Origin of the sequence: Pseudomonas tehranensis (assembly GCF_014268615.1) — a bacterium.
GTDB classification, from domain to species: domain Bacteria; phylum Pseudomonadota; class Gammaproteobacteria; order Pseudomonadales; family Pseudomonadaceae; genus Aquipseudomonas; species Aquipseudomonas tehranensis.
Map to the genome: position 1 here is coordinate 58,081 of NZ_JABWQV010000003.1, position 18,915 is coordinate 76,995.

The window sequence follows — 18,915 nt, forward strand, 5'->3', positions numbered from 1 at the left end:
CTCAAGCTCCCAATCTATGGGCCTGCGCCCTTGCTTTGTCTGCGACTTCATCAACCATCCGGCCAAGCTCCAGATTGAACTGGACCAGTTCTTGATGAAGCATCGCGATGTACTCGTCATCGCGTTTGATGGTCTCGATATACAAGCGGCAGTCTTCATCTTGGCGCGGATCGAATGACAGGAAATCCCACCACTCCCGGCCCGTGACGAACATGCAGCCCTGAACCTGCGGCTTGTGTTCATCGGGCATTCCTTCGAGCCAGGTGCGAACGTGGACAGCCTCATTGAATGGGCACTTCGACTCAATGCCCCCGTCATCGCCAATCAAACCGTCCGGCGAACAGCCCAGCCAGTCGTATTTTGGGTGAACCACAAAGCCGGACTTGATAACGGTATTGCCGGTCAGGATTTCGTAAAAGTCGTGACTCGACTGCTCGACTTCCGTGCCCCAGGCCATCGACTTGCTGCTGACTGAATGCTTCGACCTGTTAGCCAGGCGCTCAAAGGCCAGCTCACGCATGTAGGTGGTGCGGGCTGCAAGCGGCTTGCGTTTGCCATGCTTGTCACGATCACCCCAAGCAATCACATCCTTGAATCTGCTAGCTGTTAGTCGCCCGCTACGATCCTGATGCCACTGCTCAGTGCGCTGGAGATCTACCGAGGCGTTCATTCATCACCGCCCTGCATGTCGCTTCCGGCATTGTCATCAGTCCCTTCGTTGAGGGTTGTGAACTCCGCCTCGATGGTCTGTGCAATCGACTTCAGCTCACCATGACGGGTGACGCCAATAGCGCCGCGCTGCTGCGGCTTGAGCGCCTTCCAGGCCTTTTCGTAACCCTCAATACCTTGCTCTTGAGCTACCTTTTTCAATTGCTCGAACAGGTCTGTGGTTGCGTCGGTAGTGTCACCCTGCGGTACCGCTGCTGCACCTACGTCGGCAGGCTTGTTCGATGCGGCTGATGGATTTCCAGCTTGTGGCGTAATGTCAATTTCCTCGGCGGACGGCATCTCGTCGCTGGTGTAGACCCCGAGGATTACGTCAGGGGCATGGAGTCGAGCCCATTTCCGAATCGCCAGGTAGGCAATCTGCTGCTTAGGGTCAGTGGCCCATTGGGTAGAGAAACGCGGGTAGGCCTGGGTCATCATCACCTTGACCTCGCGCGGCACGGTCTCGCCGATCATGGTCAAGCGAACGATGATGCCGAGGCCCTGTTCATCCTCTTTCTTCCAGGCTGCTGTGTAGTATTTTCCGCCCTTTTCGGACTTGTTTTCGTTCACGCGGCCCAGGATTTTGTCCCAGTCGCCCAGGTACTCGTATTCGGGGCGGCCTTGGATAGGGGCCCGGGAAATCACGACAGCGTTGATGAGTTGCGCCTCATATCCGAGGGCGCCTCCCTGTGTAACGTGGGTTTTCTGAGCTACGGCGAAGGGGCTGATGCCCCACTGCATCGACTGCATGACGATGGCCATACAATCTGCTTGGTTTCCTCGGAAGTGCTGAGGAACAGCGGTTTTCCCGCTGGCCATCATCACGGCAAGGTCTGTCATCGACTGCATGCTTTCGCGGTTGAGGATCAGCGCAGTCGGGCTGGCAAAATCCGTTGAAATTGCGGACAGCTGGGTAGATGCGTTCATTGCTACTCCATAGCCGACGACTGTGGTCGGCCTCCGGGGTGATTTCAGGTTCTTTAGAACGACAGGGTGCGCAGCCAGGCCGAAGCCTCGTCATTGGTGACGCAGAAGGCCATGGCCACGACCTCGACCACTTCGCTGGCACTCGGCATGTTCGAGTCAGCAGGCACGTCTTCCAGGGGAGCGGGGTCAGCTTCTGTCACAGCCGCTGGTGCTGTTTGGACTGCTACTGGAGTCGCGACGACTTCTGCGACTGTTGCAGGTGCAGCAGCCTGTGCGCGCAGGCGAGCCAGTTCTTCTTGGTCACGCTGATACTGTGCGTCGCGCTCGCGCTGTTGACGTTGCTGCGCTTCCATATCGCGGCGCTGCTGGTCGAGTTCATCCTGCTGTTTTTTTAAGCGCAGGCGGTCTTCCTCGGCGCGCTGCTTGCGCAATTCCTCGGCTTCGGCGTCAGCAATACGTTGCTTCTCGCGCAGTTCATCCAGTTCTTTTTGCTGGGCGGCGAGCTTGGCGGCGGCATCTTCTCGATCAACTGCAGCCTTGTGGAGGGTCTCAAGCTGCTCAATAGCGTTGTCGCGAGCGATGGTGGCCTCGGCCTCGAACTCGGCATACTCCTCGGGCAGGATCACCGACTCCTTGACATTTTTCAGGACGTTTTCGACGTCGGCAGCGCTTCGGCTTGCATATGCAGCAGCGACTGAACCGAATCGGGTAATCTTTGCCCGGATGGCTTCGACACGCTCAGCCTCGACACGCTCGCGTTCGGCCTTGGCGTCAGCGGCGCGCTTTTCTTCGGCCTTGATTGCTTCGTCAACAGGCGCCTCGATCGCCAGCACGCGATCCTTCAGCGCTTCACCGAATTCCTTCACTTGGTTGACGCGAGCCTGGGCGTCCTTAACCGCCTGCTGATAGGGAATCAGCGCCGTTTTCGTGGTATTGGCCAGGGCATAGCGGACATCGCGAATATCAACGCGAACCTCCTTCGCATTCGCCAGGCCTTCACTGGTAGAGCAGTCGACAACCAGGTTCGCGTAGGTCGTTTCCAGACGGACAATCTGTTCTTCATGTGGCCGATACTCGGCGATATCGGTGACGGCAACTGCAGGAGCAACAGCATTCTTTGTGTCGCCGGTTTCACTCGCTTCCAGGTCGGTCAATACGGCGGCTTGTTTGGTTTTTGCGGACATGACGATTCCTTGCTGCGCCGAGCGCAGCTTGTGGTGGTGTTGTTTATTGGGTGATGCGATCGGCGAGGGCGCTGAGCAGCATCATGAGAGTGCAGAAGGTGATGGCTGAGAACGACCCGCGCCAGATCAGCCAGCGCCGGGCCCGCTGACGGGCAGTCACCTCAGCACCTGGGACAGTTGCGGTACGCTGCAGGATGCCGACCTTTCGCTGACCAGGGTGTAGGCGAGCATGGTCATGAGGATGGAGGCGCCGAGGATCCAGTAGAGGCACTTCATTGTCTGGCCCTCACTGCGATACGCCCCGACTTGATGGCCGCTACCAGCTTGGGCGGGAGCACGGCAACAGGCAGATCACGCGGAACGCCAGCGCCTACTATCGCAAGGCTGCGCTCAATCTCTTCGAGCTGCTCATCCAGCAGCGTTTTAACCGGTGCAGTACTCATAACGCCTCCGTGCGCTGCCTGGTAAGTTTCAGGAGGCGCTTGCAGTAGTGGTTGAACTCTTCAACTGTGATGGCGCTGCCTTCCATCATTTTGGTGATCATGTGCAGCACAACCTTTCCGGCACCTGGTGGGCTGTCGGGGTGCTCCAGGCTTTCCAGCGCCTCGTCGATCAGGATGTGAGGGCTCATGCCGCAGCCCTTGGTAAAAGCTCGACGTACCTGGACAACTCAGCGGCGCGAATTTGCTTGAGATAGGAGTCACGCTCGCTGGTGGTGATCGCAGAAAGCTCTTCCGCCAGAATTGCCGCCATACGCGCTCTGTCTGCGGTTAGTGAAGGAAGTAATGAGGTAGGGATTGCAGACAGCTCAACCTCAATCCGATGCGTCGCAATAGAGTGAGCGTTCACGATTTCTTTACCTCCAGGCCCCAAAATTCAGCGATCTGATCCACGGCCGCGTTTATGCGAATCGCCATTTCCTTTCTGTGAGCGGCTTCAAAAGCGCGCTGCTCGGCCGTCAGTTTGGCCTGGGCCTGCAAGGCGTCGTAATCGTGAAAGAGGTCTTTGTGGGTTGGGCGCGGACGGCCCATTTCGTCGAAGTGTCGATCCCATGCCCTGGCCTGGGCACTGTCTGCATAGCTGGTTGCCATGGTCGCCTCCAGTGTTTGGGGTTAGGCGGTGGCCGGAACAGCCTCACGAAAGCGCGAAGGGCTCCAGTCGCAAGACTCATCCGCAGGGATGTGGCCGAACATCGCGGTGCAGCGCTTGCAATGAACGCAGTCGCCGCAGGTCTTGCCCTCTGGCAGGTTCATCTGATCAGCGTTGTCTGCCGACCGTGGATAAGGAGCTCGTTGCTCGCTCATGACTCTCTCCATCTGGTTGATCCAACAAATTCCGGCTGCACACGATCCTTCCGCTGGTTGCCGTTGGGCGCGGTGTCATGTGCATGCGGGATTGGTCGGGGGAGGGGATGCCGGTTACTTGTCCGGCGCTGATGTCACCAGCAGATCCAGTGGGCTATGCCCGCTTCGGGGCGCTGACAAGGCGCGCTCTCCGGGGCCGATATTCTCTCGTCGTCCCAAGCGCCCGACACTGTAGCGGCCGGGTAGGCTGTTGCTCGGCAACGGCTGGTTAACGCTTCATGGCGGTATCTCCTCCTGTGCGCGCCGTTGGCATCTTGGCGGGCGCTCGCCGTTCTCTATAGGTGCCGGTTACGTTTCCGGCGCGGGCTTTAACCGCCGTGGCGCTTTTGGCTGGCTTGATTGCGCGCAAGCTACCCCGCGTTGATGCAGATGGCCGGAGCTGATCCCGGCATGACTATTAGCAGCCTTAGTGACACCGGAGTTTCACCGGGGCGAAGGTTTCAGCCGCTTATTCTTGGACTCGCCGTGGCCATCTGGGCGCTTACTCACTCTGCCGGCCACGATTCCCGCGATCCCTCAGGTCTTACACTTGCCCGCCAGCCCGGGCATTCATCTGCGTGTTGCGGTGATGCAGGTGGGCGGTTATAGGCCGCAGTTTCGTCCGCATCGGAAGTCACACATAGCCGGGGTCAATGCCTTGCTCGCGCGGCGGATCACCCTGTTAGCTGATCGGCCCCTTTCTCCCGGATGCCGGCTGGCGCTTTCGCGGTACCGTGTGACTTCCGATGCGCTCTCATAGAGAGGATCGGGCCAGTCTTTCCCGGCTGTCCGAACACTGCTTTGGAGTGCCCACAAAGACCGTATTGTCCGACGGTCGTGGCGGAGGCGGCTTGATCCCCGCTCTGGATTCTTTTCCCGTCTGGCCCTGTCGCCAAGGCCAGCCAGTGAAATCAGTCGTTGAACCCTGGCTTATCACCGAGACGTTTTTGTCGCTCAGCCACCATCGCCGCGGAATAGTCGAAAGCGGCAGTGGCGATTTCTTCGGGTGAAGCAGGGGTTGAGCGAGCAAGAAGCCCGAGCATCGCGGCGATGGCGATACCTTCTTTGTCTTCAAATTCTGCGCGAGTCATGGTGTTACTCCGTTTCGTTGGCTTTCAAATACCTCCCGGGGTTTGAGAGGCATTTGTAAAGCCAGATGGCCGACCTGAAACAGCAGGGGGCCATCTGTTTGTTGCTCGGTTCTGGCTGCTAGATGGTCGCCGTAACCTTGAGTGAAGCTGCGCAGGACGTAATCGCGTCCTTGGCGGCCTGCTCAATGTTTTTGGCGATGACCTTGTTCACGTCGCTGATTGCCGACTTCGCGCTTTTCTCAAGGGTGTCCTTGATGTAGAGCTTCATCAGAACGGTGAGGCGTGGACCGGTTTCGCGCCAGTTGTAGGTGTCTTTCGACTCATCCTTCGACTGGCCGTGGTAGTCGACCTTCTCGCTCATGTACACCTCAGCGCGACTGGCGATGTACTCTTTGAAGGTCATCGGTTCGCCCTTCGGCTCGCCGTAGTTACTGGTTTTGCGCATGTCGGCGGATTCGATGATCTCGCCAACGCGCGGTAGAACGTGCTCAGCGAACATCGCGTCGATCTTCTGGTCGACCGCATCCTTCACGCGCTTTTCGATCTGCTGCTTGAAACGGGACGCTTGCGTGCTTTCCTCGTCGTCGTCCCCGTAACTGGTGGAATAGAGGAGGGCATGCACTGCTTGATCCACGATACGATCGGTAAGGTCAGTTGCGCTCACGCCCAGCGCCTCAAGGGTCTTGATATCCATTCCTGTCACCTGCTGTTGTGCCCTACTGGGCGGTTGATTTCCCGTCTGGCCCTGTTGCCAAGGCCAGCCAGCGAAATCTTCATGCTGCGAAAAGCTCTTGCTGTGCTGGCTGTAGGGTGCAGCGCTGGAGCCCGGCACGAATGGCTGACTCTAGAAGCTCGGCGTCTTGCTCAAGCTCAGGGAAGGCGCCGGCGAACTCTCTCACCGCACCGCGAATTGCTGTCGCTTCACGCTGCAGTGTTGGGATCACAATGCTGCGCATGTTGCCGATCGTGCTGATGTCGTGACTGCATTCCCGGCAGAGCCGGATGTAGTCGAGAATGAATTTCGGCATGTTGTATCTCCGGTTGTTTTCCCAATGCACCCGGTCGCCCAGGTGCATCAGTGAAAAATTCCGTTCTCCACCACGCGCATCGCCGGAGTCCTCTCGCTGCCCGCTGCCGCATCTGGCGTCACATCGGGTGGCTTGCGTGGTTTCGCGTACTCACATCTGGTGAGCACGGCCAGTTCCAGAGCTGGCATGGCATCGACTATTTGTTGCTCGCACTTACCGGATGAAACCCGGGGTAGTCGATGGCGAGGATCCTGAGCTGTTAAAGAGCGGACGGGCTGTTGAGGCCCTGGCGCCTTGTTGCTTGGCGTTGAGATTAATTTAGCCTCAAGCTAAACATTGGTCAATAGCTGACAGCTAAATTTTTTTAGCTGGACGTAAAAAAGCCCGCGGTGGGGCGGGCTCCTTTTCCGGGACGGCTTTAATTGGTTGCATCAAGGAGCTGTCGTAGGCCGTCAAGATCGCTGGCGCTTACGGAGCCTTCCGTATTGCAGATCTTGAACTCGACGGTTTTTGCTCTGGATATCTTTTCTAGGGTCTGCCTGGTTAAGGTGGAGCGGAATATTTGAGCTTGCCCTGGCGTGCTGTATGCAGCCTCTAATTCCGGAGCCGGGATACCGTCCACCAACCAGTGATTCTGGTGACATGCGGCGAAGGATTCTGTTCCTCGTGGGGGAACGAGAAGACTGTAGTAGCCATACGGGGCAGAGTCGGCTGCCGCCGTTGAGAAGTGAGCGTAAACGTTGAATGAATAGCCGCGATCCTGATCTCGGAACGATTCCCAAGACAGGGTCTTCGTCCCTTTGAACCTGTCCACCTTTTCAGTTAATTGTCCGCCCAATGCGGAACCAGCAATAGCACAGACCATTACTGTGCAAGCCAACCCAATTTTCATTTCCGCCTCCCTGTCTGTAGACCCCCAAGTCTATCAAACACTGATCTTTACCTGTCGTTTAGCACTACGCTATGCTTTGTAATACTGGATAAATATACAGCATTGGAGGTGGCGATGAAGGAAGCAAATCAGTACGAGACCGCAGCAGGGCGGGGGGTGAGTGGAATCGAAAGGCTGGGATTGAGGGTCTCCAATATGATCAATCACCCGGTCGCGCAGATTCAGCGCTGGGTGACGATCCACCGCCTGGACAGCGACGGGGATCGAGAATGGGAGGAGGTGATAGGTGTTCTATCCGAGACGGATGGCATAGACATAACGTTCAACGACGATGAATCGGTGACGCTGAGGTGGGAGGCGTGCCCCGAGGAAAATCGGCCGGTAGAGGTTATCGAAAGGGCGGAGGAGCCGGCGCCTTTCTGACAGGCAAAAAAAAGCCCGGTATCAAGCCGGGCTTCGTATATTCAATCATTCAACTGATATCAAGTGCCTCTTATAAACGTCTTTTTTCTCCACAGAATCCCAATACTTGGAAGTTTCTACGGTGAGCCTAGCGTGTGAGGCTATTTTGAGTTTCTGCACCTGCTCAGTGATTTTCAGAGGGAAGCGGATTAGAATTTTCCCCTCAACTGTTCTGAGCGCTAGTCTCCCCGTATCAGTGATGCCCGCGACGTTGCCCTCGATGACCTCAGTGTATTTTTCAGGCTCGTTTACGGTATCGAGCAGGGCTCTTACACGAGTGATCTCATCCGGACGACCTTTCCAGCACCGCAGCCCGTGCGCAGATTTCCATGAAAACTCAACGGCCAGTCCAGCCTTGTCGAGTCCACGCATGAACTCCCCCAACTGATGCGCTGATTTCCCACCAATAGCATCGACCGCATCGTAAAACTCGCCTTGCTCTGAGTTCAACAGCCGAAACGTCTGATCTAGTGTCGCCTGAAGAAGGCTATCACCCGTTAAATCAGGGGCTGCATTTCCGGTGATGAAGACGTGTGTAGATCCAGGGGCCAGTCCGGCCAACTTGAAATTCAAGGCGCTGACGACATCCGCCGCGGCGCCCCGTACAGCATCGCGTCCATAGCGAAGACGGTGAGCGGCAAGCTTCCATGATTTAGCCAGCGGACCTATGGTTTCTAAGAAAGAATCGAGAGGGATGCTGCCATTCGCTTTCGGACCAATCAAACGCACGTCAAGCAACTCGCCCATCTCGTTCGCTTCTGAAAGCGCTACGCGTTGGGTCATTGAACGGGCGGCGGCCGCTTGGTTTTTGGCGGCTAATTGCAACAAAAAATCGTCAGGATTGTTTTGGGCACGGCTTTGAGTTTCATCAGCGAAACTTTGCAACGTCTTGGCGTGATCACGCAGAAAGGTGCTGCTCATAATGTGATCTCCGCAAATCCTTTGGCCGTTGTCCGGTCATGACAAAAACCAAGGATACCCCGCCAGTAAGCCTCGCGATGAAATATCTGATCAGGCGTAGGCGTTTCCAAGTAGAAGTCTAGGCCATACATCGCTTCAGCGTGGGCATGGTCAAACAGACGATTCAGAAGGGCATGTGTTTCTGGAGTGTTGTAAGCGTCGTCAACCCACCGGGGATTCCACAGTATGCAATCTATATCCCCTGGCTCAGCTTTTTCCGTGAGGAAAGAGCCGTCTAGCCAAAGTTGGCCGCTGATCCCGGCAGCCCGAACCGCTTCAGCCCATACCTTAAGCTTTTGAAAAAGCTCAGCACGCTTTACATCAGCACCAAATGGACCAACAGCGAGATCATGCAATTCCTGCAGAGAAAGAGGATGCATCCCTGGTGGTAGCAACGGAGGGAAATCAGGTTTCGCCATTTTTTGAATCCATTCGTTTCTGATTATTTGGCGTAGCGTTCTTCGCTCACCCGGCACTCACTGCAAGCACTGAACCGGGTGACTTGCACACCTTCAGCTCTGATGGTCAAACCAAATGCGCATTCCAAGCGAGCAGCACACGCGCCTGGATGAAGGTCTCATCAGCCCTAATCGTCTGCGGGGGATGCCTCTCGTTATCGGAAAGCATCTTAATCTGATCATCACCGATCCACTGGAGCCGCTTGATGTACAGGTGTCCGTCCCAGGTGAACATGTAGATCCCATCCCCAACGAACTCCCGAATGCTGATGTCAACGAGCAACGGGTCGCGGTGCTTGATTGTCGGCGCCATGGACTGGCCCCAGCCCGTCACCATCTTGAGGTGGAAGTGCTCTTTGAACTCGACGCCCATCTCGCGCAGGTGCTGGGGGCTCACCCGGATGTCCTGGAGCATTTCAGGATAGTCGTGCGGGATCTGTCCGCCACCCATCGCCGCCCGGACGTCGTAGTGCGCGATCCATACCTCATCACCCACCACGCCTGGGCGGTAGTAGTCTAATTCGATCGTGCCGCCGCCATCGTCTGCTTCAGCCGCTGCCAACAATCGGTGGCGAGCCTGATCCGACAAGCCGCTACCCTGCTTTGCAAGCATCTGCTTAACGAGGTCAGCAGCAGATAAAACGGCACTTCCCTTCACCCCCTCCGTTGCTGGCTCGAATCCGTTCAATTCGGTGACAGCGATTGCATCGCTCAAAGGTACGGAATCAAACCATCCCCTAGGCAATCCTTCGACGCTTTCGATTCGGCGAGCTACGTCGTCGCCAAGGTTCTTGGCTGTCTTGTCGGAGAGGATCTGGCTGAGATGCGCAGGAGCCATCCCCCAGCGCTCCGCGCAAGCTCCCTTTCTCTGGTTGCCTATCAGCTTCACCAGGTTGCGTTTACGAATTTCATAAATATCCATGCGCGCAAGAATGCCAGCGTTTAGCTCATTGCTAAATGTGCTCATAGCTAAATTATTTCCTTGCTCTGAAATTAGCCCTGAGCTAAATTCACTCCATATGTAAGGAGAATTCCATGAATGACCATCTGCGTGACTGGCTCGCCAGCGCTTCAAACGAACGGCGCCAGTCAGTGGCTGCCGCTGCCAAGACGACGGTAGGGCACCTGTGGCAGCTGGCAGGCGGGCACCGAAAAGCTTCGGCTGACCTGGCAGACCGCCTTCAGGACGCATCAGGTGGCGAGATCACCATCGCGGGTCTGCGCCCGGATCTTCTCGACCTTGCACACAAAGTCCTACGCGGCGCCGCCTGACATCCCTGTCCGCCGCTCCATTGAAGCCAGATTAAAAGAGGGCAGTCCCCATGCAAACGTCCAGTTCCAGACACAACGTACAAACCCGTGATCAGGTGCTGGTCGCCCATGCAGCAAACCAGATCGCGCGCACCAGCCTCAGCCAAGACGACTTCGCTCAGGCACTGAGCCGCGAGCTTTACCTGTCGTGTCCCGAAAAAGCCCTCGCTAAAGAAGTTCCCGACTTCGCGGCGCTGACCACCCAGAACGACGTAGCTGAGTTCGTGAAGGCGACCGGCCGCTGGCTCAAGCGTGTTCAGCGCTGGTTGTCCGGGGATCAGGAAATGCCGTCCTGGCTGGAAGAGTCATGGGTCAACGCTCTTGAGCCTGAATTCCGCGACCACTGCGTGAATGAGTTGGCCGGCCGCCACGGCTTGACCGGCGCCCGCCAGATGAACAGCGACCAGTGCGCAAACAAGAGCTTCGGTGCGCTGATCCGCGCGCTGGGCGACGTCATCGATACCGGCAGCGAAGTGTTTGATGACCAGGTGATGTGTGAACAAGACCTTCGGCACTTGCCAGCTTTCGCCATGCAGTGCCGCCAGGTTGAAGCGAAGGCGGGGGAGTTGGGGCGCAAGGCTGAGCAGTTGCTCGCGTCGCCCCGGCCAAATTTGAAATCTATCGCTTAATTTTTTCCGCGCATGCGCGGATCGGTGCCCAGTGGGTTCGCACTATCAGTTAAGCGGACCTGAAACCGAGGCACAAAAAAGCCACCGGTCGAGGGTGGCTAATTCGATAACACTTTGTGAGGCCGATTATATGCAAACCCAGCCACATATCAATACCCCAACCAATGTCGCGACACGTTTCCGTGATTCTGAAAACGTGTCGCGCACCACAATGTCCTCCCGTGAAATCGCCAACGTCACCGGTAAGCGCCACGACAACGTGAAGCGCGACATCGTGGCGATGCTGAAAGAGCTGAAAGTCGATCCCCTCAAATTTGAGGACATCTATTTGGACGGCCGCAACCGTGAGCAGGTCCAGTACCTGCTCGACCGCGAACACACCGACTGCTTGCTCACCGGATACAGCGCGCCAATGCGGATGAAGGTTATCCGCCGGTGGCGGGAGCTGGAACAGCAGCAGGGCGCCCGCAATCAGGTTCTGCTGAATGGCACCAAGGTCGTCGGTGAGCTGGCCATCCTGGAGTGCTTCACGCGCCTACTGAAGCCGGCCCCGTCGAGCCAGGTGATGATGCTCGCCCAGATCGCCTCCAATAACGGTCTCAACGCAAAGTTCCTCCCGGGCTACGCGGTCGATGCCGCCCCAGATGCTGCTGGCGGCTCGTCGATGCCCACGAAGTCCGCTACTGCCCTGTTGAAAGACAACGACATTCGCATATCACCTTCGGCGTTCAATCGCGCTCTCGAAGCTAAGGGGTTGCTGAAGCAGCTCCAACGCAAAGACTCCAAAGGTGAGATGCGTGACTTCTGGTCCGTGACTGAAAAGGGACTCCAGTACGGCAAGAACCTCACCAGCCCTCAATGCCCACGCGAGACGCAGCCTCACTGGTACGTCGATCGTTTCCTTGAATTGGCCGCAAAGGTCGGGAAGGCTTGATATGAGCATGGGCCTTATGGTCGCCGCGATGAAACTTCGCGTCGGCAATCCATTGCGCAAGTTGGTGCTAATCAAGCTGGCCGACAACGCCAGCGACGTAGGCGAGTGCTGGCCGTCCTATCAGCACATCGCCGACCAGTGTGAGATCAGCAAGCGCTCTGTCATGAACCACATCACCGCCCTGTGTGAGGCGGGACTGCTGCGTAAGGAAATCCGGAAGGGTGGCCCCAAAGGAAATTCGTCAAACGTTTACTTCCTCACCCTCGATGGTGGTGCACCTCCTGCACCAGGGGTAGTGCAGCAGATTCACCAGGGTAGTGCAGCAGGTTCATCCCCTGGTGAATCTCCTGCACTAGGGGGTGGTGCAGCAGTTGCACCCAGAATCAGTAACTCTCTTGAACCAGTCATGGAACCGGTCATTGAACCAATTACGCCCCAGGCTACCGCCAAGGTCGTGACGGGACAGGTCGTGCCATTCGTTCAACAGCAACCACGAGTCGAGATTCCCGCCGACATGCCGGGGCCGAAGGATCAGGCCTGCAAGACCTTCAAAGTCTGGGCCAACTACGCCATGGCCTACCGCAAGCGCTACAACGCCTGGCCGGTGTGGAACGCCAAGACTGGGAAGCAGATGGCGCTGCTGGTTGACCGCCTCGGCGCCGACGTTGCCCATCACGTCGCCGCCAATTTCCTGAAAACCAGCGATGCAGCAGTCCTTCGCAAATGCCACAGCCTCAACGAGCTGCTGGCCAACGCCGAGAGCTACCACACCCAGTGGGTGACCGGTCAACGCATCAACGGAACAACAGCCCGCCAGATGGAGCGCACCGAGGCGAACGTCTCCGCTGCCGAGCAGGCTGCGCAAATGGTCTTGGCCAAGCGCCAAGCGGGGGAGCGCAATGAATACCTCTGAAATGAACGATCAGCAGGTGGCCGGACTGGCTGCCGCTATTTGCGCGACGGCCGAGGCAATGGGCCAAGAGATGAACCCTGGTACAGCGGCGATCATGGCCGAAGACCTTTGCGCTTACTCGGTTCCTGTCGTCAAAGCCGCGCTGAAGGCGTGCCGCTTCGAGGTGAAAGGCAGGCTTGCTATGGCTGACATCCTGCAGCGCGTCCAGGCCAGCGACAGTCGGCCCGGCAAGGACGAGGCCTGGGCCATCGCGATGACCACGAACGATGAATTCGAAACCGTGGTGCTGACTGACGAAATCCAGCTGGCCCTGGCTGCAGCGAAACCTGTCCTCGACGCCGGCGACAGAGTCGGTGCCCGGATGGCGTTCATCAGCGCTTACGAACGTTTCGTCGCCCAGGCCCGGGAAGAAACCAAACCGGTCAACTGGCATGTCTCCGTGGGTTTCGACGCCAACAGCCGCATCCAGGCTGTCACCAAGGCAATGGAGTTGAAGCGCATCCCCCTCGAACACGGGCAGAAGTACTTGGCAGACCTGAGCGTGGAACCGATCAGTGAAGACGGCCGTGCCATTGCCGGGCTGCTCACGGGAACGGTAGCTCGTCCAGCTCCAGCGCTTCGCGAAAAACTTGAGAACGTGAAGAGCTCGATGCTGGAAATGCGGAAGGCCAGTGCCGAAAGGAAAACAGAAATGCGGATCGAAGCGGCCAACGAGTTGGCGGATCGCCGGGCGCTGCTTATCCGGCAGGCCCAGGAACTGGAAGAGAAGAGGCCGGTGCAATGATCATCGACAAACAAAAACTTCAGAAGCTGCTGTGGGCTGAGGTCGCCGCCTGGAAGGCCGACTGTGGGGAGTGGAAGCTGAACGCTGAGGCGCTGGGTGAATTCCTCGGGGAGAAGACCGTGGAGGAGGTGGCCCTAGAGCTGCTTGCCGAAAACGAGACGCTTCGCAAGGATGCCGACCGTTATCGGTGGCTGCGCGAACAGAACTGGGCAATTTCTGAAATGGCTGTCGCAACCTATCCAAAGGAGTCCATCAAGCTTGGATATGACTGCCCGTTTGGTGATCGACTGGACTCAGCTATCGACGCCGCCATGGGCCAGGGAGAGCAGTCATGACCGACATGAATCAGCTTTCGCCAGCGGCTCGTTCTGCTGCAATGCGCGGCGGAATATCTGGCTGGGGGCGGGTTGGCGGACTTGCCGAGCACATCCGGTACATGGAGCTGCGGCCAAAGCGTCCGGGCCGAAAGCCGAAATGCAATTGTGGCTGCGGGACGCCGAAAACGCATCTTGGCATGGCAAATGGCGTCTGCCTTACAAGTGGCTGCGAGCTGCACGTTCGTCGCTGGGTGAATGCTGCGGGCCTTCGGAGGGTGCAACCATGACCGATAAAATCTCCGTCAACTGTCAGGCCAAGCTATCCGAGGCCATCACCAAACTGAACACGATGTACCGCGACAAGAAGTTCGTGGTGGTCTCCCTGCGCCCGGGCAAGGACCGCACGCTCGACCAGAACGCACTGTGGTTCGCGATGTACAAGCGGATTTCCGAAATGACCCAGATCGGCGACCCGGCCGACGCCCGCCGTTACTGCAAACTCCACTTCGGCGTCCAGATCCTGCTCAACGAGGATTCCGGTTTCCAAGCGGCCTGGTACCGGGTCATGCGCCATCTGCCCTACGAGGAGAAGCTGGCCCTGATGGGCGAGCACAAGCTGTTCGGGCCTGACGGATTCCCGGTGACCAGCCTTTTTAATCGCGCCCAGGGCATCCAGTACACCGACCGCATGGCGGCTTACTTCATCGGCCAGGCCGTGGTGTTCTCCGACCTGCTGAGCGAGGTGGCGGCGTGAGCCTTCCAGCCAAGCAGCCCCGCCCGAAGAAATGCCGCCTTGAATCATGCAGGGCCTCATTCGTCCCGCAGCGTTTGGGACAACGTGTATGCAGCCCAGCGTGCGCGCTTCTGGATGCCGCCACCAACAAAACGAACCAGGAGAAAGCCCGCAAGTCCCTGGCCCAGGTCGAGCGCTGGGAGATCAAGGTCCGCAAGGAGAAGCTGAAGACCCGCGGTGACCACATGCGCGAGGCTCAGCAAGCCTTCAACGCATACATCCGCGCCAGGGACCAGGCCGCCGGCTACCTGTGCATATCCAGCGGCAAGCCATTGGACTGGAGCGGTAACGCGGTAGATGCCGGTCACTACCGCAGCGTCGGCTCAGCGCCGCACCTGCGCTTCGACGAGCGCAACTGCCACGCCCAAAGCAAACAGGACAACCGGTTCCTCTCCGGCAATGCCGTGGATTACGGGATCGGCCTGATAGCGCGCATTGGTCAGGAGGCGGTCGACGCCCTGGAATCTGACCAGAGCGTGCGCAAGTACACCACCGACGATCTGAAGGCCATCAAGGCCGAATACCGGGCCAAGACCAGAGAACTCAAGAAGGAGCAGGCAGCATGAAACTGATCAACGCACGTCAGGTATGGACAGAGGCTCAGCACGAATCGAACGCGTCGATCAGCGCTGTAGCTATCGACAAGGCGCAGTCGGCACCGATCAAGAAGGGGCAGCGCATGCGCCGCGCCGAGGCGGTGTTCGCGGCGCTGGGGGAGGACAAGGAGGAGCGCATCCAGGTTGTTCGCCAGAAGATCAGCATCAGCGAGACGCGGCGCACGCCTGCTGGCCGGTCAACTGCCCGTGCCGCTCACCTGGCCACCATCGGTAAGGTGTTGCGCGCCATCGACACACTGCCGTTCCAGGTACAGCAGTTCGGGCACTACCTGTATCACCCGGCAATGAACATGAAGCACCTGCTGAACGCGGTACTGCTGATCACCGCCAAGGCCGCGCTGCCAGACCTGACATCGGCCAAGCGCGTGAAAGCGCAGTACCTAGTGACCCTGGCCCTGCAATCGTACAAGGGGGAGGTGGCCGGATCTGCCGAGTGGGGACCGGCGCGGGTTGCTGCCGAGATGGACAGCTTCTTCGGCGTCACCATCGACCCGAAGAACTGGACGCGTGACTGGCTCGACCTGTGGGAATCCCTGAAAGAAGTGATAAAGGAAGTGGATATTCAGGCTCAGCAACCACTATGGCAGGTGATTCACTCGGAAAAAGATCAAGAGGCGGCATAATCATATTGACATGACGGGGTTTTGCGCGTACTTTTCCCATAGTGCACAAGTAACGCGAAACTGCACACCGTTAAAGAAAGCCCGGGTTCTGCCGGGCTTTTTTGTGCCAGGTGAAAAGTATTAGCCTCTGTTTCCGTTGTTTGAAATAGAGGGGCTTTATGAGTCTTAGTGGAATTGCTGACCAGATCAGCGCGCTTGGCGCGCAGTTTCCGATGACCGGGATCATTGCCGGGGTTTTAACCTTTGCACTCCTGGCAGGGTACAAGCGCAATTACTCTGACGGTAAGTGGATCGCGGCCCTGCTAGCTCTGCTGGTGCTTTGGGCATTCTTTCCGCATGGTTACCATGCCATTTTCAATCCTGAGATGCCGAAACTGCTTTTCGAGCAAGCTATGAAAGTGCCTCCGCAAAAGGCGCTTTTCCTTGCCGATGTAGTCTGGACAGTAATTGGCGCGGTCATTGGTTGGATAGTTTCCAATAAAATTGATCCGCACTACTGATGCCAAAGCAGGGCAACAGGATTTATGAAAGCCTCGCCTTGTGCGGGGCTTTTTTGTTTTCAGCCCCGCCACACCCTTCGCTCTGAGCTGGGAGTGCTGCTGGAGCTAACCTATTCGCCGCTGCTCCCCAGCATTTGGCCGCTCACACCGGCCCTTTTATTCAATCATGCACAGTCGGAGTCGAGCGCATGGAATTACTTCATCGCCTGTTCGAAAAGCTCGACTGGGCACTAGCCGGACTGATTGGCGCGATTGCCGCCAGCTTCTGGCACCGCGATGACCTGGTGGACCGAAAGGCCTGGGCCATCTTCATTTTCTCCGGCGCGGTCTGTGCCCATTACCTGACAGGCCTGGTCAGCTCTTACTTCGGTGTGGTCGAGCCGCGCAGTGTTGCCGGTGTCGGTTTCCTCCTGGGAACATTCGGCGGATCGCTCATTGCAGCAATCACCCGGGCTATCAAAGCCGCTGACCTCTGGGCATTCATCCGCCAGCGGTTCGGGGGAGGCAATCCACCATGAATCTCGAACTGATCAACTCCATCGCCTGCGGCTTCATTGCCTTGTGGGCGTTCTGGTGCGTGGTGAGTGGAAAAGTAAGGGACGGCATCCTTGGTAAGCTGATCTACTCGACCATCGCCATCAGCGCCTACGTGGTCACCACTGGGCACAACAGCTTTCTGTTCGGGCCGACCGTTGCCGGTTTGACACTGCACATTGCCCTGGCTCTGGCCGGTGTCCGCCACTTGTTCATGGTCACGTACTGGCAGAGGGTGAAGGGCTGGCTCTGTCGGCATATGAACTGCGAGCACTGCATGGGCTGTGACAAGGCCCCGGGCGGGATCGAGCGCCGAACCAAATAATTCGCGACACGTTTCGCGAGTCAGCAAATTGTGTCGCGACACGCGACGAGGAGAGCAACATGGATAACCAGCACAAGAAGATCACCGGCTACCGCGACCTGACTCAGTCTGAAATCGACGGCATGAACTCGATCAAGGCTCTGGAGGCTGACACCGGAGAGTTGTTCAAGCAGATCGGACAGATTGAAGGCGTTGATCCTCGGTTGCTGGCGCTGGCCAAGACCAACCTGCAACAAGGCTTCATGTGGTTCGTTCGCTCGATTGCCAAGCCAGCCGACCCGTTCGTCTAATTCGCTTCCCAGACAATGTAGCTCAGCGTTCGCCCAATCTCACGAACGCGGTTATTTGTTGCAGGGTTGGCATCAGGCGCGGTTCAAGTTATGGAACCACGTCGAGTAAAAGTTGCTGAGAACAAACTGGATGATTGAGCCTGGTACTGTGAAGCAGCGCTCGCGGTCGCTGAAAGGCATGCAGCCATCTTGGCCGTTAATGATCTCTAGGTGGCGATCCATTCCTTCCGAAAGCTCCTTGAAGAAGGACTCATCCGGAAGAAAATCCAAGAAAACAAGATTATCGTGGGTCAATTTGAGCGTTTTCTTTGCGGTGTCAAGCTCATTGCTAGATGCGCGGCGCGGTTCATTGAGCACGATTCTGGCGGCAAAGTAATTGGCAATACAGTTTGTTAGCTTTTGCTGATCAATCTGCGTGTTGCTTTCTTGCATGTGGTGGCTCTCGGTTAAGTTGGAGGGATGTGGCGCCGCGAGTAACTGCATACGCCCAAAGCGTAACCATATCAACCCTATTCCTAAAAGGCTTGACCAGGCTCAAGTAATCTCTATGGCGTTGCGAAGCTGGCCGAGCAGCAGTTGATTGATGTGCTGCTGGATGCCGGGGGAAGGTAGGTGTGCCGCAGATGAGTGCAGCCCGTAGTTCTGGCTGCCTACCACGAACGCACATCTTGGTTACCTGGGCGCCTACATAGACCTTGGTAGGGAGACGCTGCCTCAGGTGCCCGGGCATACTCGAACCTCATTTAAAAGGAGGTTGGTATGAGTTTCGAAGCGATCCAAACTACTCAGTTCGATTTGACAAGGAATGCGGCTTTCCATGCCGGGCAGATGAAGTCGTTTGCAGCGTCTTTGAGCAAAAGCCTCAACGAACTACTCAATAGCGAGGTTCCTACAGAGCAGTGGGGGACATCTGCCGCAATAGGGAGTGACGGGATCACGCTTCGTGTAAGCACCCCGTTTGGCGAGGCTCGGGCGGTATCGGTTGTTTATTTGAGCGGCGGTTACATCGGTCTTCGATATGTCTTCGAGAAGCTTGTCACGGCAGCCGGTGGGGAGGCCATATTCCAGCCGGTGTGGGCAGTTCGAATATCGGGTGAGGGCAAGGTTGTGAGTGATGATGGTGCTGATCCAATTTTCAGCATGCGAGCGATTTCGGCAAACGAGCGTGACAATGGAGTTGTAACGGTGGCCCTGTCCGCTCTTTATGCAATCGCTACGGACCAAGGCTATTACGTCGCCGATGAAGAAGTAGGCTAGGGATTCGATATGACGAAGCAACCCGACTGGGAGGC

The 18,915-nt window shown here is 57.3% G+C and carries 31 protein-coding genes; 15 read left to right on the plus strand and 16 right to left on the minus strand.

Annotation, left to right across the window (positions count from 1 at the left end; translation table 11 throughout):
* Position 1: 1 nt before the first annotated feature.
* The 12 genes from HU811_RS01960 to HU811_RS02010 form a co-directional block, all read right to left on the minus strand.
* Entirely contained in the window at positions 2-670 is a 669-nt protein-coding gene (locus HU811_RS01960) for a lambda exonuclease family protein (protein WP_186653566.1), read from the minus strand.
* Positions 667-1,635 carry a RecT family recombinase gene (locus HU811_RS01965; protein WP_186653569.1) on the minus strand — a complete coding sequence of 323 codons (969 nt, stop codon included), beginning with the start codon at positions 1,633-1,635 and terminating at the stop codon, positions 667-669. Before HU811_RS01965 ends, HU811_RS01960 begins: the two co-directional genes overlap by 4 nt.
* Positions 1,636-1,688: 53 nt before the next feature.
* Entirely contained in the window at positions 1,689-2,819 is a 1,131-nt protein-coding gene (locus HU811_RS01970) for a coiled-coil domain-containing protein (RefSeq protein ID WP_186653570.1), read from the minus strand.
* Between the two features lie 272 nt (positions 2,820-3,091).
* Positions 3,092-3,262 (minus strand): hypothetical protein, encoded by a 171-nt coding sequence (locus tag HU811_RS01975; protein ID WP_186653572.1) that lies wholly within the window; start codon positions 3,260-3,262, stop codon positions 3,092-3,094.
* Positions 3,259-3,450 (minus strand): hypothetical protein, encoded by a 192-nt coding sequence (locus tag HU811_RS01980; RefSeq protein WP_186653574.1) that lies wholly within the window; start codon positions 3,448-3,450, stop codon positions 3,259-3,261. Before HU811_RS01980 ends, HU811_RS01975 begins: the two co-directional genes overlap by 4 nt.
* A complete protein-coding gene (locus HU811_RS27565) occupies positions 3,447-3,572 on the minus strand; it encodes a hypothetical protein (protein ID WP_263641996.1) in 126 nt (41 codons plus the stop codon). The genes HU811_RS01980 and HU811_RS27565 overlap by 4 nt, the downstream gene beginning before the upstream one ends.
* A gap of 92 nt (positions 3,573-3,664) precedes the next feature.
* Complete coding sequence (locus HU811_RS01985) at positions 3,665-3,910, minus strand: hypothetical protein (protein ID WP_186653576.1); 246 nt, start codon at positions 3,908-3,910, stop codon at positions 3,665-3,667.
* A 21-nt stretch (positions 3,911-3,931) separates the two neighbouring features.
* A complete protein-coding gene (locus HU811_RS01990) occupies positions 3,932-4,123 on the minus strand; it encodes a hypothetical protein (RefSeq protein ID WP_186653578.1) in 192 nt (63 codons plus the stop codon).
* A gap of 950 nt (positions 4,124-5,073) precedes the next feature.
* The gene (locus tag HU811_RS01995) at positions 5,074-5,253 is read right to left on the minus strand and encodes a hypothetical protein (RefSeq protein WP_186653580.1); all 180 of its coding nucleotides are present in this window, start codon (positions 5,251-5,253) and stop codon (positions 5,074-5,076) included.
* A 118-nt stretch (positions 5,254-5,371) separates the two neighbouring features.
* Entirely contained in the window at positions 5,372-5,947 is a 576-nt protein-coding gene (locus HU811_RS02000; protein WP_186653581.1) for a hypothetical protein, read from the minus strand.
* 79 nt (positions 5,948-6,026) lie between these two features.
* Positions 6,027-6,281, minus strand: a complete 255-nt coding sequence (locus tag HU811_RS02005) for a hypothetical protein (RefSeq protein WP_186653583.1) — start codon at positions 6,279-6,281, stop codon at positions 6,027-6,029.
* 418 nt (positions 6,282-6,699) lie between these two features.
* A complete protein-coding gene (locus HU811_RS02010) occupies positions 6,700-7,173 on the minus strand; it encodes a hypothetical protein (protein WP_186653585.1) in 474 nt (157 codons plus the stop codon).
* Between the two features lie 114 nt (positions 7,174-7,287).
* On the opposite strand from HU811_RS02010, the gene HU811_RS02015 reads away from it, so the two are divergent.
* Positions 7,288-7,596, plus strand: coding sequence for a DUF1654 domain-containing protein (locus HU811_RS02015; RefSeq protein WP_186653587.1), 309 nt, complete (start codon positions 7,288-7,290; stop codon positions 7,594-7,596).
* Between the two features lie 45 nt (positions 7,597-7,641).
* Here HU811_RS02015 and HU811_RS02020 read toward each other — a convergent pair whose 3' ends face one another.
* The 3 genes from HU811_RS02020 to HU811_RS02030 form a co-directional block, all read right to left on the minus strand.
* Positions 7,642-8,556, minus strand: coding sequence for a hypothetical protein (locus HU811_RS02020; RefSeq protein ID WP_186653589.1), 915 nt, complete (start codon positions 8,554-8,556; stop codon positions 7,642-7,644).
* Complete coding sequence (locus tag HU811_RS02025) at positions 8,553-9,014, minus strand: DUF6932 family protein (RefSeq protein WP_186653591.1); 462 nt, start codon at positions 9,012-9,014, stop codon at positions 8,553-8,555. The genes HU811_RS02020 and HU811_RS02025 overlap by 4 nt, the downstream gene beginning before the upstream one ends.
* Positions 9,015-9,120: 106 nt before the next feature.
* Positions 9,121-9,975 (minus strand): S24 family peptidase, encoded by an 855-nt coding sequence (locus HU811_RS02030; protein WP_186653697.1) that lies wholly within the window; start codon positions 9,973-9,975, stop codon positions 9,121-9,123.
* A gap of 113 nt (positions 9,976-10,088) precedes the next feature.
* On the opposite strand from HU811_RS02030, the gene HU811_RS02035 reads away from it, so the two are divergent.
* The 13 genes from HU811_RS02035 to HU811_RS02095 all read left to right on the plus strand — a co-directional run bounded on the left by HU811_RS02035 (position 10,089) and on the right by HU811_RS02095 (position 17,623).
* The gene (locus HU811_RS02035; RefSeq protein WP_186653593.1) at positions 10,089-10,325 is read left to right on the plus strand and encodes a helix-turn-helix domain-containing protein; all 237 of its coding nucleotides are present in this window, start codon (positions 10,089-10,091) and stop codon (positions 10,323-10,325) included.
* A gap of 50 nt (positions 10,326-10,375) precedes the next feature.
* Positions 10,376-10,993 (plus strand): DUF8585 domain-containing protein, encoded by a 618-nt coding sequence (locus tag HU811_RS02040; protein WP_186653595.1) that lies wholly within the window; start codon positions 10,376-10,378, stop codon positions 10,991-10,993.
* Positions 10,994-11,123: 130 nt separating this feature from the next.
* Positions 11,124-11,927, plus strand: a complete 804-nt coding sequence (locus HU811_RS02045) for a Rha family transcriptional regulator (RefSeq protein WP_437179481.1) — start codon at positions 11,124-11,126, stop codon at positions 11,925-11,927.
* A 1-nt stretch (position 11,928) separates the two neighbouring features.
* The gene (locus tag HU811_RS02050; RefSeq protein ID WP_186653597.1) at positions 11,929-12,840 is read left to right on the plus strand and encodes a helix-turn-helix domain-containing protein; all 912 of its coding nucleotides are present in this window, start codon (positions 11,929-11,931) and stop codon (positions 12,838-12,840) included.
* Positions 12,827-13,624, plus strand: coding sequence for a hypothetical protein (locus HU811_RS02055; RefSeq protein ID WP_186653600.1), 798 nt, complete (start codon positions 12,827-12,829; stop codon positions 13,622-13,624). Before HU811_RS02050 ends, HU811_RS02055 begins: the two co-directional genes overlap by 14 nt.
* Positions 13,621-13,959 (plus strand): hypothetical protein, encoded by a 339-nt coding sequence (locus tag HU811_RS02060; protein WP_186653602.1) that lies wholly within the window; start codon positions 13,621-13,623, stop codon positions 13,957-13,959. The genes HU811_RS02055 and HU811_RS02060 overlap by 4 nt, the downstream gene beginning before the upstream one ends.
* A 265-nt stretch (positions 13,960-14,224) precedes the next feature.
* Positions 14,225-14,695, plus strand: coding sequence for a NinB/YbcN family protein (locus HU811_RS02065; protein WP_186653604.1), 471 nt, complete (start codon positions 14,225-14,227; stop codon positions 14,693-14,695).
* The gene (locus HU811_RS02070; RefSeq protein WP_186653607.1) at positions 14,692-15,300 is read left to right on the plus strand and encodes a recombination protein NinG; all 609 of its coding nucleotides are present in this window, start codon (positions 14,692-14,694) and stop codon (positions 15,298-15,300) included. The genes HU811_RS02065 and HU811_RS02070 overlap by 4 nt, the downstream gene beginning before the upstream one ends.
* Entirely contained in the window at positions 15,297-15,974 is a 678-nt protein-coding gene (locus tag HU811_RS02075; protein ID WP_186653609.1) for a bacteriophage antitermination protein Q, read from the plus strand. The genes HU811_RS02070 and HU811_RS02075 overlap by 4 nt, the downstream gene beginning before the upstream one ends.
* A gap of 158 nt (positions 15,975-16,132) precedes the next feature.
* Positions 16,133-16,474 carry a hypothetical protein gene (locus HU811_RS02080; protein ID WP_186653612.1) on the plus strand — a complete coding sequence of 114 codons (342 nt, stop codon included), beginning with the start codon at positions 16,133-16,135 and terminating at the stop codon, positions 16,472-16,474.
* 188 nt (positions 16,475-16,662) lie between these two features.
* Complete coding sequence (locus tag HU811_RS02085) at positions 16,663-16,992, plus strand: MFS transporter (RefSeq protein ID WP_186653615.1); 330 nt, start codon at positions 16,663-16,665, stop codon at positions 16,990-16,992.
* Positions 16,989-17,333 carry a hypothetical protein gene (locus HU811_RS02090; protein ID WP_186653618.1) on the plus strand — a complete coding sequence of 115 codons (345 nt, stop codon included), beginning with the start codon at positions 16,989-16,991 and terminating at the stop codon, positions 17,331-17,333. Before HU811_RS02085 ends, HU811_RS02090 begins: the two co-directional genes overlap by 4 nt.
* A 59-nt stretch (positions 17,334-17,392) precedes the next feature.
* Positions 17,393-17,623, plus strand: a complete 231-nt coding sequence (locus HU811_RS02095; protein ID WP_186653620.1) for an Acb2/Tad1 domain-containing protein — start codon at positions 17,393-17,395, stop codon at positions 17,621-17,623.
* A 72-nt stretch (positions 17,624-17,695) separates the two neighbouring features.
* Here HU811_RS02095 and HU811_RS02100 read toward each other — a convergent pair whose 3' ends face one another.
* The gene (locus tag HU811_RS02100; protein ID WP_186653623.1) at positions 17,696-18,055 is read right to left on the minus strand and encodes a hypothetical protein; all 360 of its coding nucleotides are present in this window, start codon (positions 18,053-18,055) and stop codon (positions 17,696-17,698) included.
* A gap of 327 nt (positions 18,056-18,382) precedes the next feature.
* Between HU811_RS02100 and HU811_RS02105 the strand changes: the two genes are divergently transcribed.
* A complete protein-coding gene (locus HU811_RS02105) occupies positions 18,383-18,880 on the plus strand; it encodes a hypothetical protein (RefSeq protein WP_186653625.1) in 498 nt (165 codons plus the stop codon).
* The last annotated feature ends 35 nt before the right edge of the window (positions 18,881-18,915 follow it).

Excerpts from the sequence above, each read along its gene's own strand:
- HU811_RS01960 (WP_186653566.1), bottom strand. The coding sequence starts at position 670 with ATGAACGCCTCGGTAGATCTCCAGCGCACTGAGCAGTGGCATCAGGAT.
- HU811_RS01965 (WP_186653569.1), bottom strand. The coding sequence starts at position 1,635 with ATGAACGCATCTACCCAGCTGTCCGCAATTTCAACGGATTTTGCCAGC.
- HU811_RS01970 (WP_186653570.1), bottom strand. The coding sequence starts at position 2,819 with ATGTCCGCAAAAACCAAACAAGCCGCCGTATTGACCGACCTGGAAGCG.
- HU811_RS01975 (WP_186653572.1), bottom strand. The coding sequence starts at position 3,262 with ATGAGTACTGCACCGGTTAAAACGCTGCTGGATGAGCAGCTCGAAGAG.
- HU811_RS01980 (WP_186653574.1), bottom strand. The coding sequence starts at position 3,450 with ATGAGCCCTCACATCCTGATCGACGAGGCGCTGGAAAGCCTGGAGCAC.
- HU811_RS27565 (WP_263641996.1), bottom strand. The coding sequence starts at position 3,572 with ATGGCGGCAATTCTGGCGGAAGAGCTTTCTGCGATCACCACCAGCGAG.
- HU811_RS01985 (WP_186653576.1), bottom strand. The coding sequence starts at position 3,910 with ATGGCAACCAGCTATGCAGACAGTGCCCAGGCCAGGGCATGGGATCGA.
- HU811_RS01990 (WP_186653578.1), bottom strand. The coding sequence starts at position 4,123 with ATGAGCGAGCAACGAGCTCCTTATCCACGGTCGGCAGACAACGCTGAT.
- HU811_RS01995 (WP_186653580.1), bottom strand. The coding sequence starts at position 5,253 with ATGACTCGCGCAGAATTTGAAGACAAAGAAGGTATCGCCATCGCCGCG.
- HU811_RS02000 (WP_186653581.1), bottom strand. The coding sequence starts at position 5,947 with ATGGATATCAAGACCCTTGAGGCGCTGGGCGTGAGCGCAACTGACCTT.
- HU811_RS02005 (WP_186653583.1), bottom strand. The coding sequence starts at position 6,281 with ATGCCGAAATTCATTCTCGACTACATCCGGCTCTGCCGGGAATGCAGT.
- HU811_RS02010 (WP_186653585.1), bottom strand. The coding sequence starts at position 7,173 with ATGAAAATTGGGTTGGCTTGCACAGTAATGGTCTGTGCTATTGCTGGT.
- HU811_RS02015 (WP_186653587.1), top strand. The coding sequence starts at position 7,288 with ATGAAGGAAGCAAATCAGTACGAGACCGCAGCAGGGCGGGGGGTGAGT.
- HU811_RS02020 (WP_186653589.1), bottom strand. The coding sequence starts at position 8,556 with ATGAGCAGCACCTTTCTGCGTGATCACGCCAAGACGTTGCAAAGTTTC.
- HU811_RS02025 (WP_186653591.1), bottom strand. The coding sequence starts at position 9,014 with ATGGCGAAACCTGATTTCCCTCCGTTGCTACCACCAGGGATGCATCCT.
- HU811_RS02030 (WP_186653697.1), bottom strand. The coding sequence starts at position 9,975 with ATGGATATTTATGAAATTCGTAAACGCAACCTGGTGAAGCTGATAGGC.
- HU811_RS02035 (WP_186653593.1), top strand. The coding sequence starts at position 10,089 with ATGAATGACCATCTGCGTGACTGGCTCGCCAGCGCTTCAAACGAACGG.
- HU811_RS02040 (WP_186653595.1), top strand. The coding sequence starts at position 10,376 with ATGCAAACGTCCAGTTCCAGACACAACGTACAAACCCGTGATCAGGTG.
- HU811_RS02045 (WP_437179481.1), top strand. The coding sequence starts at position 11,124 with ATGCAAACCCAGCCACATATCAATACCCCAACCAATGTCGCGACACGT.
- HU811_RS02050 (WP_186653597.1), top strand. The coding sequence starts at position 11,929 with ATGAGCATGGGCCTTATGGTCGCCGCGATGAAACTTCGCGTCGGCAAT.
- HU811_RS02055 (WP_186653600.1), top strand. The coding sequence starts at position 12,827 with ATGAATACCTCTGAAATGAACGATCAGCAGGTGGCCGGACTGGCTGCC.
- HU811_RS02060 (WP_186653602.1), top strand. The coding sequence starts at position 13,621 with ATGATCATCGACAAACAAAAACTTCAGAAGCTGCTGTGGGCTGAGGTC.
- HU811_RS02065 (WP_186653604.1), top strand. The coding sequence starts at position 14,225 with ATGACCGATAAAATCTCCGTCAACTGTCAGGCCAAGCTATCCGAGGCC.
- HU811_RS02075 (WP_186653609.1), top strand. The coding sequence starts at position 15,297 with ATGAAACTGATCAACGCACGTCAGGTATGGACAGAGGCTCAGCACGAA.
- HU811_RS02080 (WP_186653612.1), top strand. The coding sequence starts at position 16,133 with ATGAGTCTTAGTGGAATTGCTGACCAGATCAGCGCGCTTGGCGCGCAG.
- HU811_RS02085 (WP_186653615.1), top strand. The coding sequence starts at position 16,663 with ATGGAATTACTTCATCGCCTGTTCGAAAAGCTCGACTGGGCACTAGCC.
- HU811_RS02090 (WP_186653618.1), top strand. The coding sequence starts at position 16,989 with ATGAATCTCGAACTGATCAACTCCATCGCCTGCGGCTTCATTGCCTTG.
- HU811_RS02095 (WP_186653620.1), top strand. The coding sequence starts at position 17,393 with ATGGATAACCAGCACAAGAAGATCACCGGCTACCGCGACCTGACTCAG.
- HU811_RS02100 (WP_186653623.1), bottom strand. The coding sequence starts at position 18,055 with ATGCAAGAAAGCAACACGCAGATTGATCAGCAAAAGCTAACAAACTGT.
- HU811_RS02105 (WP_186653625.1), top strand. The coding sequence starts at position 18,383 with ATGAGTTTCGAAGCGATCCAAACTACTCAGTTCGATTTGACAAGGAAT.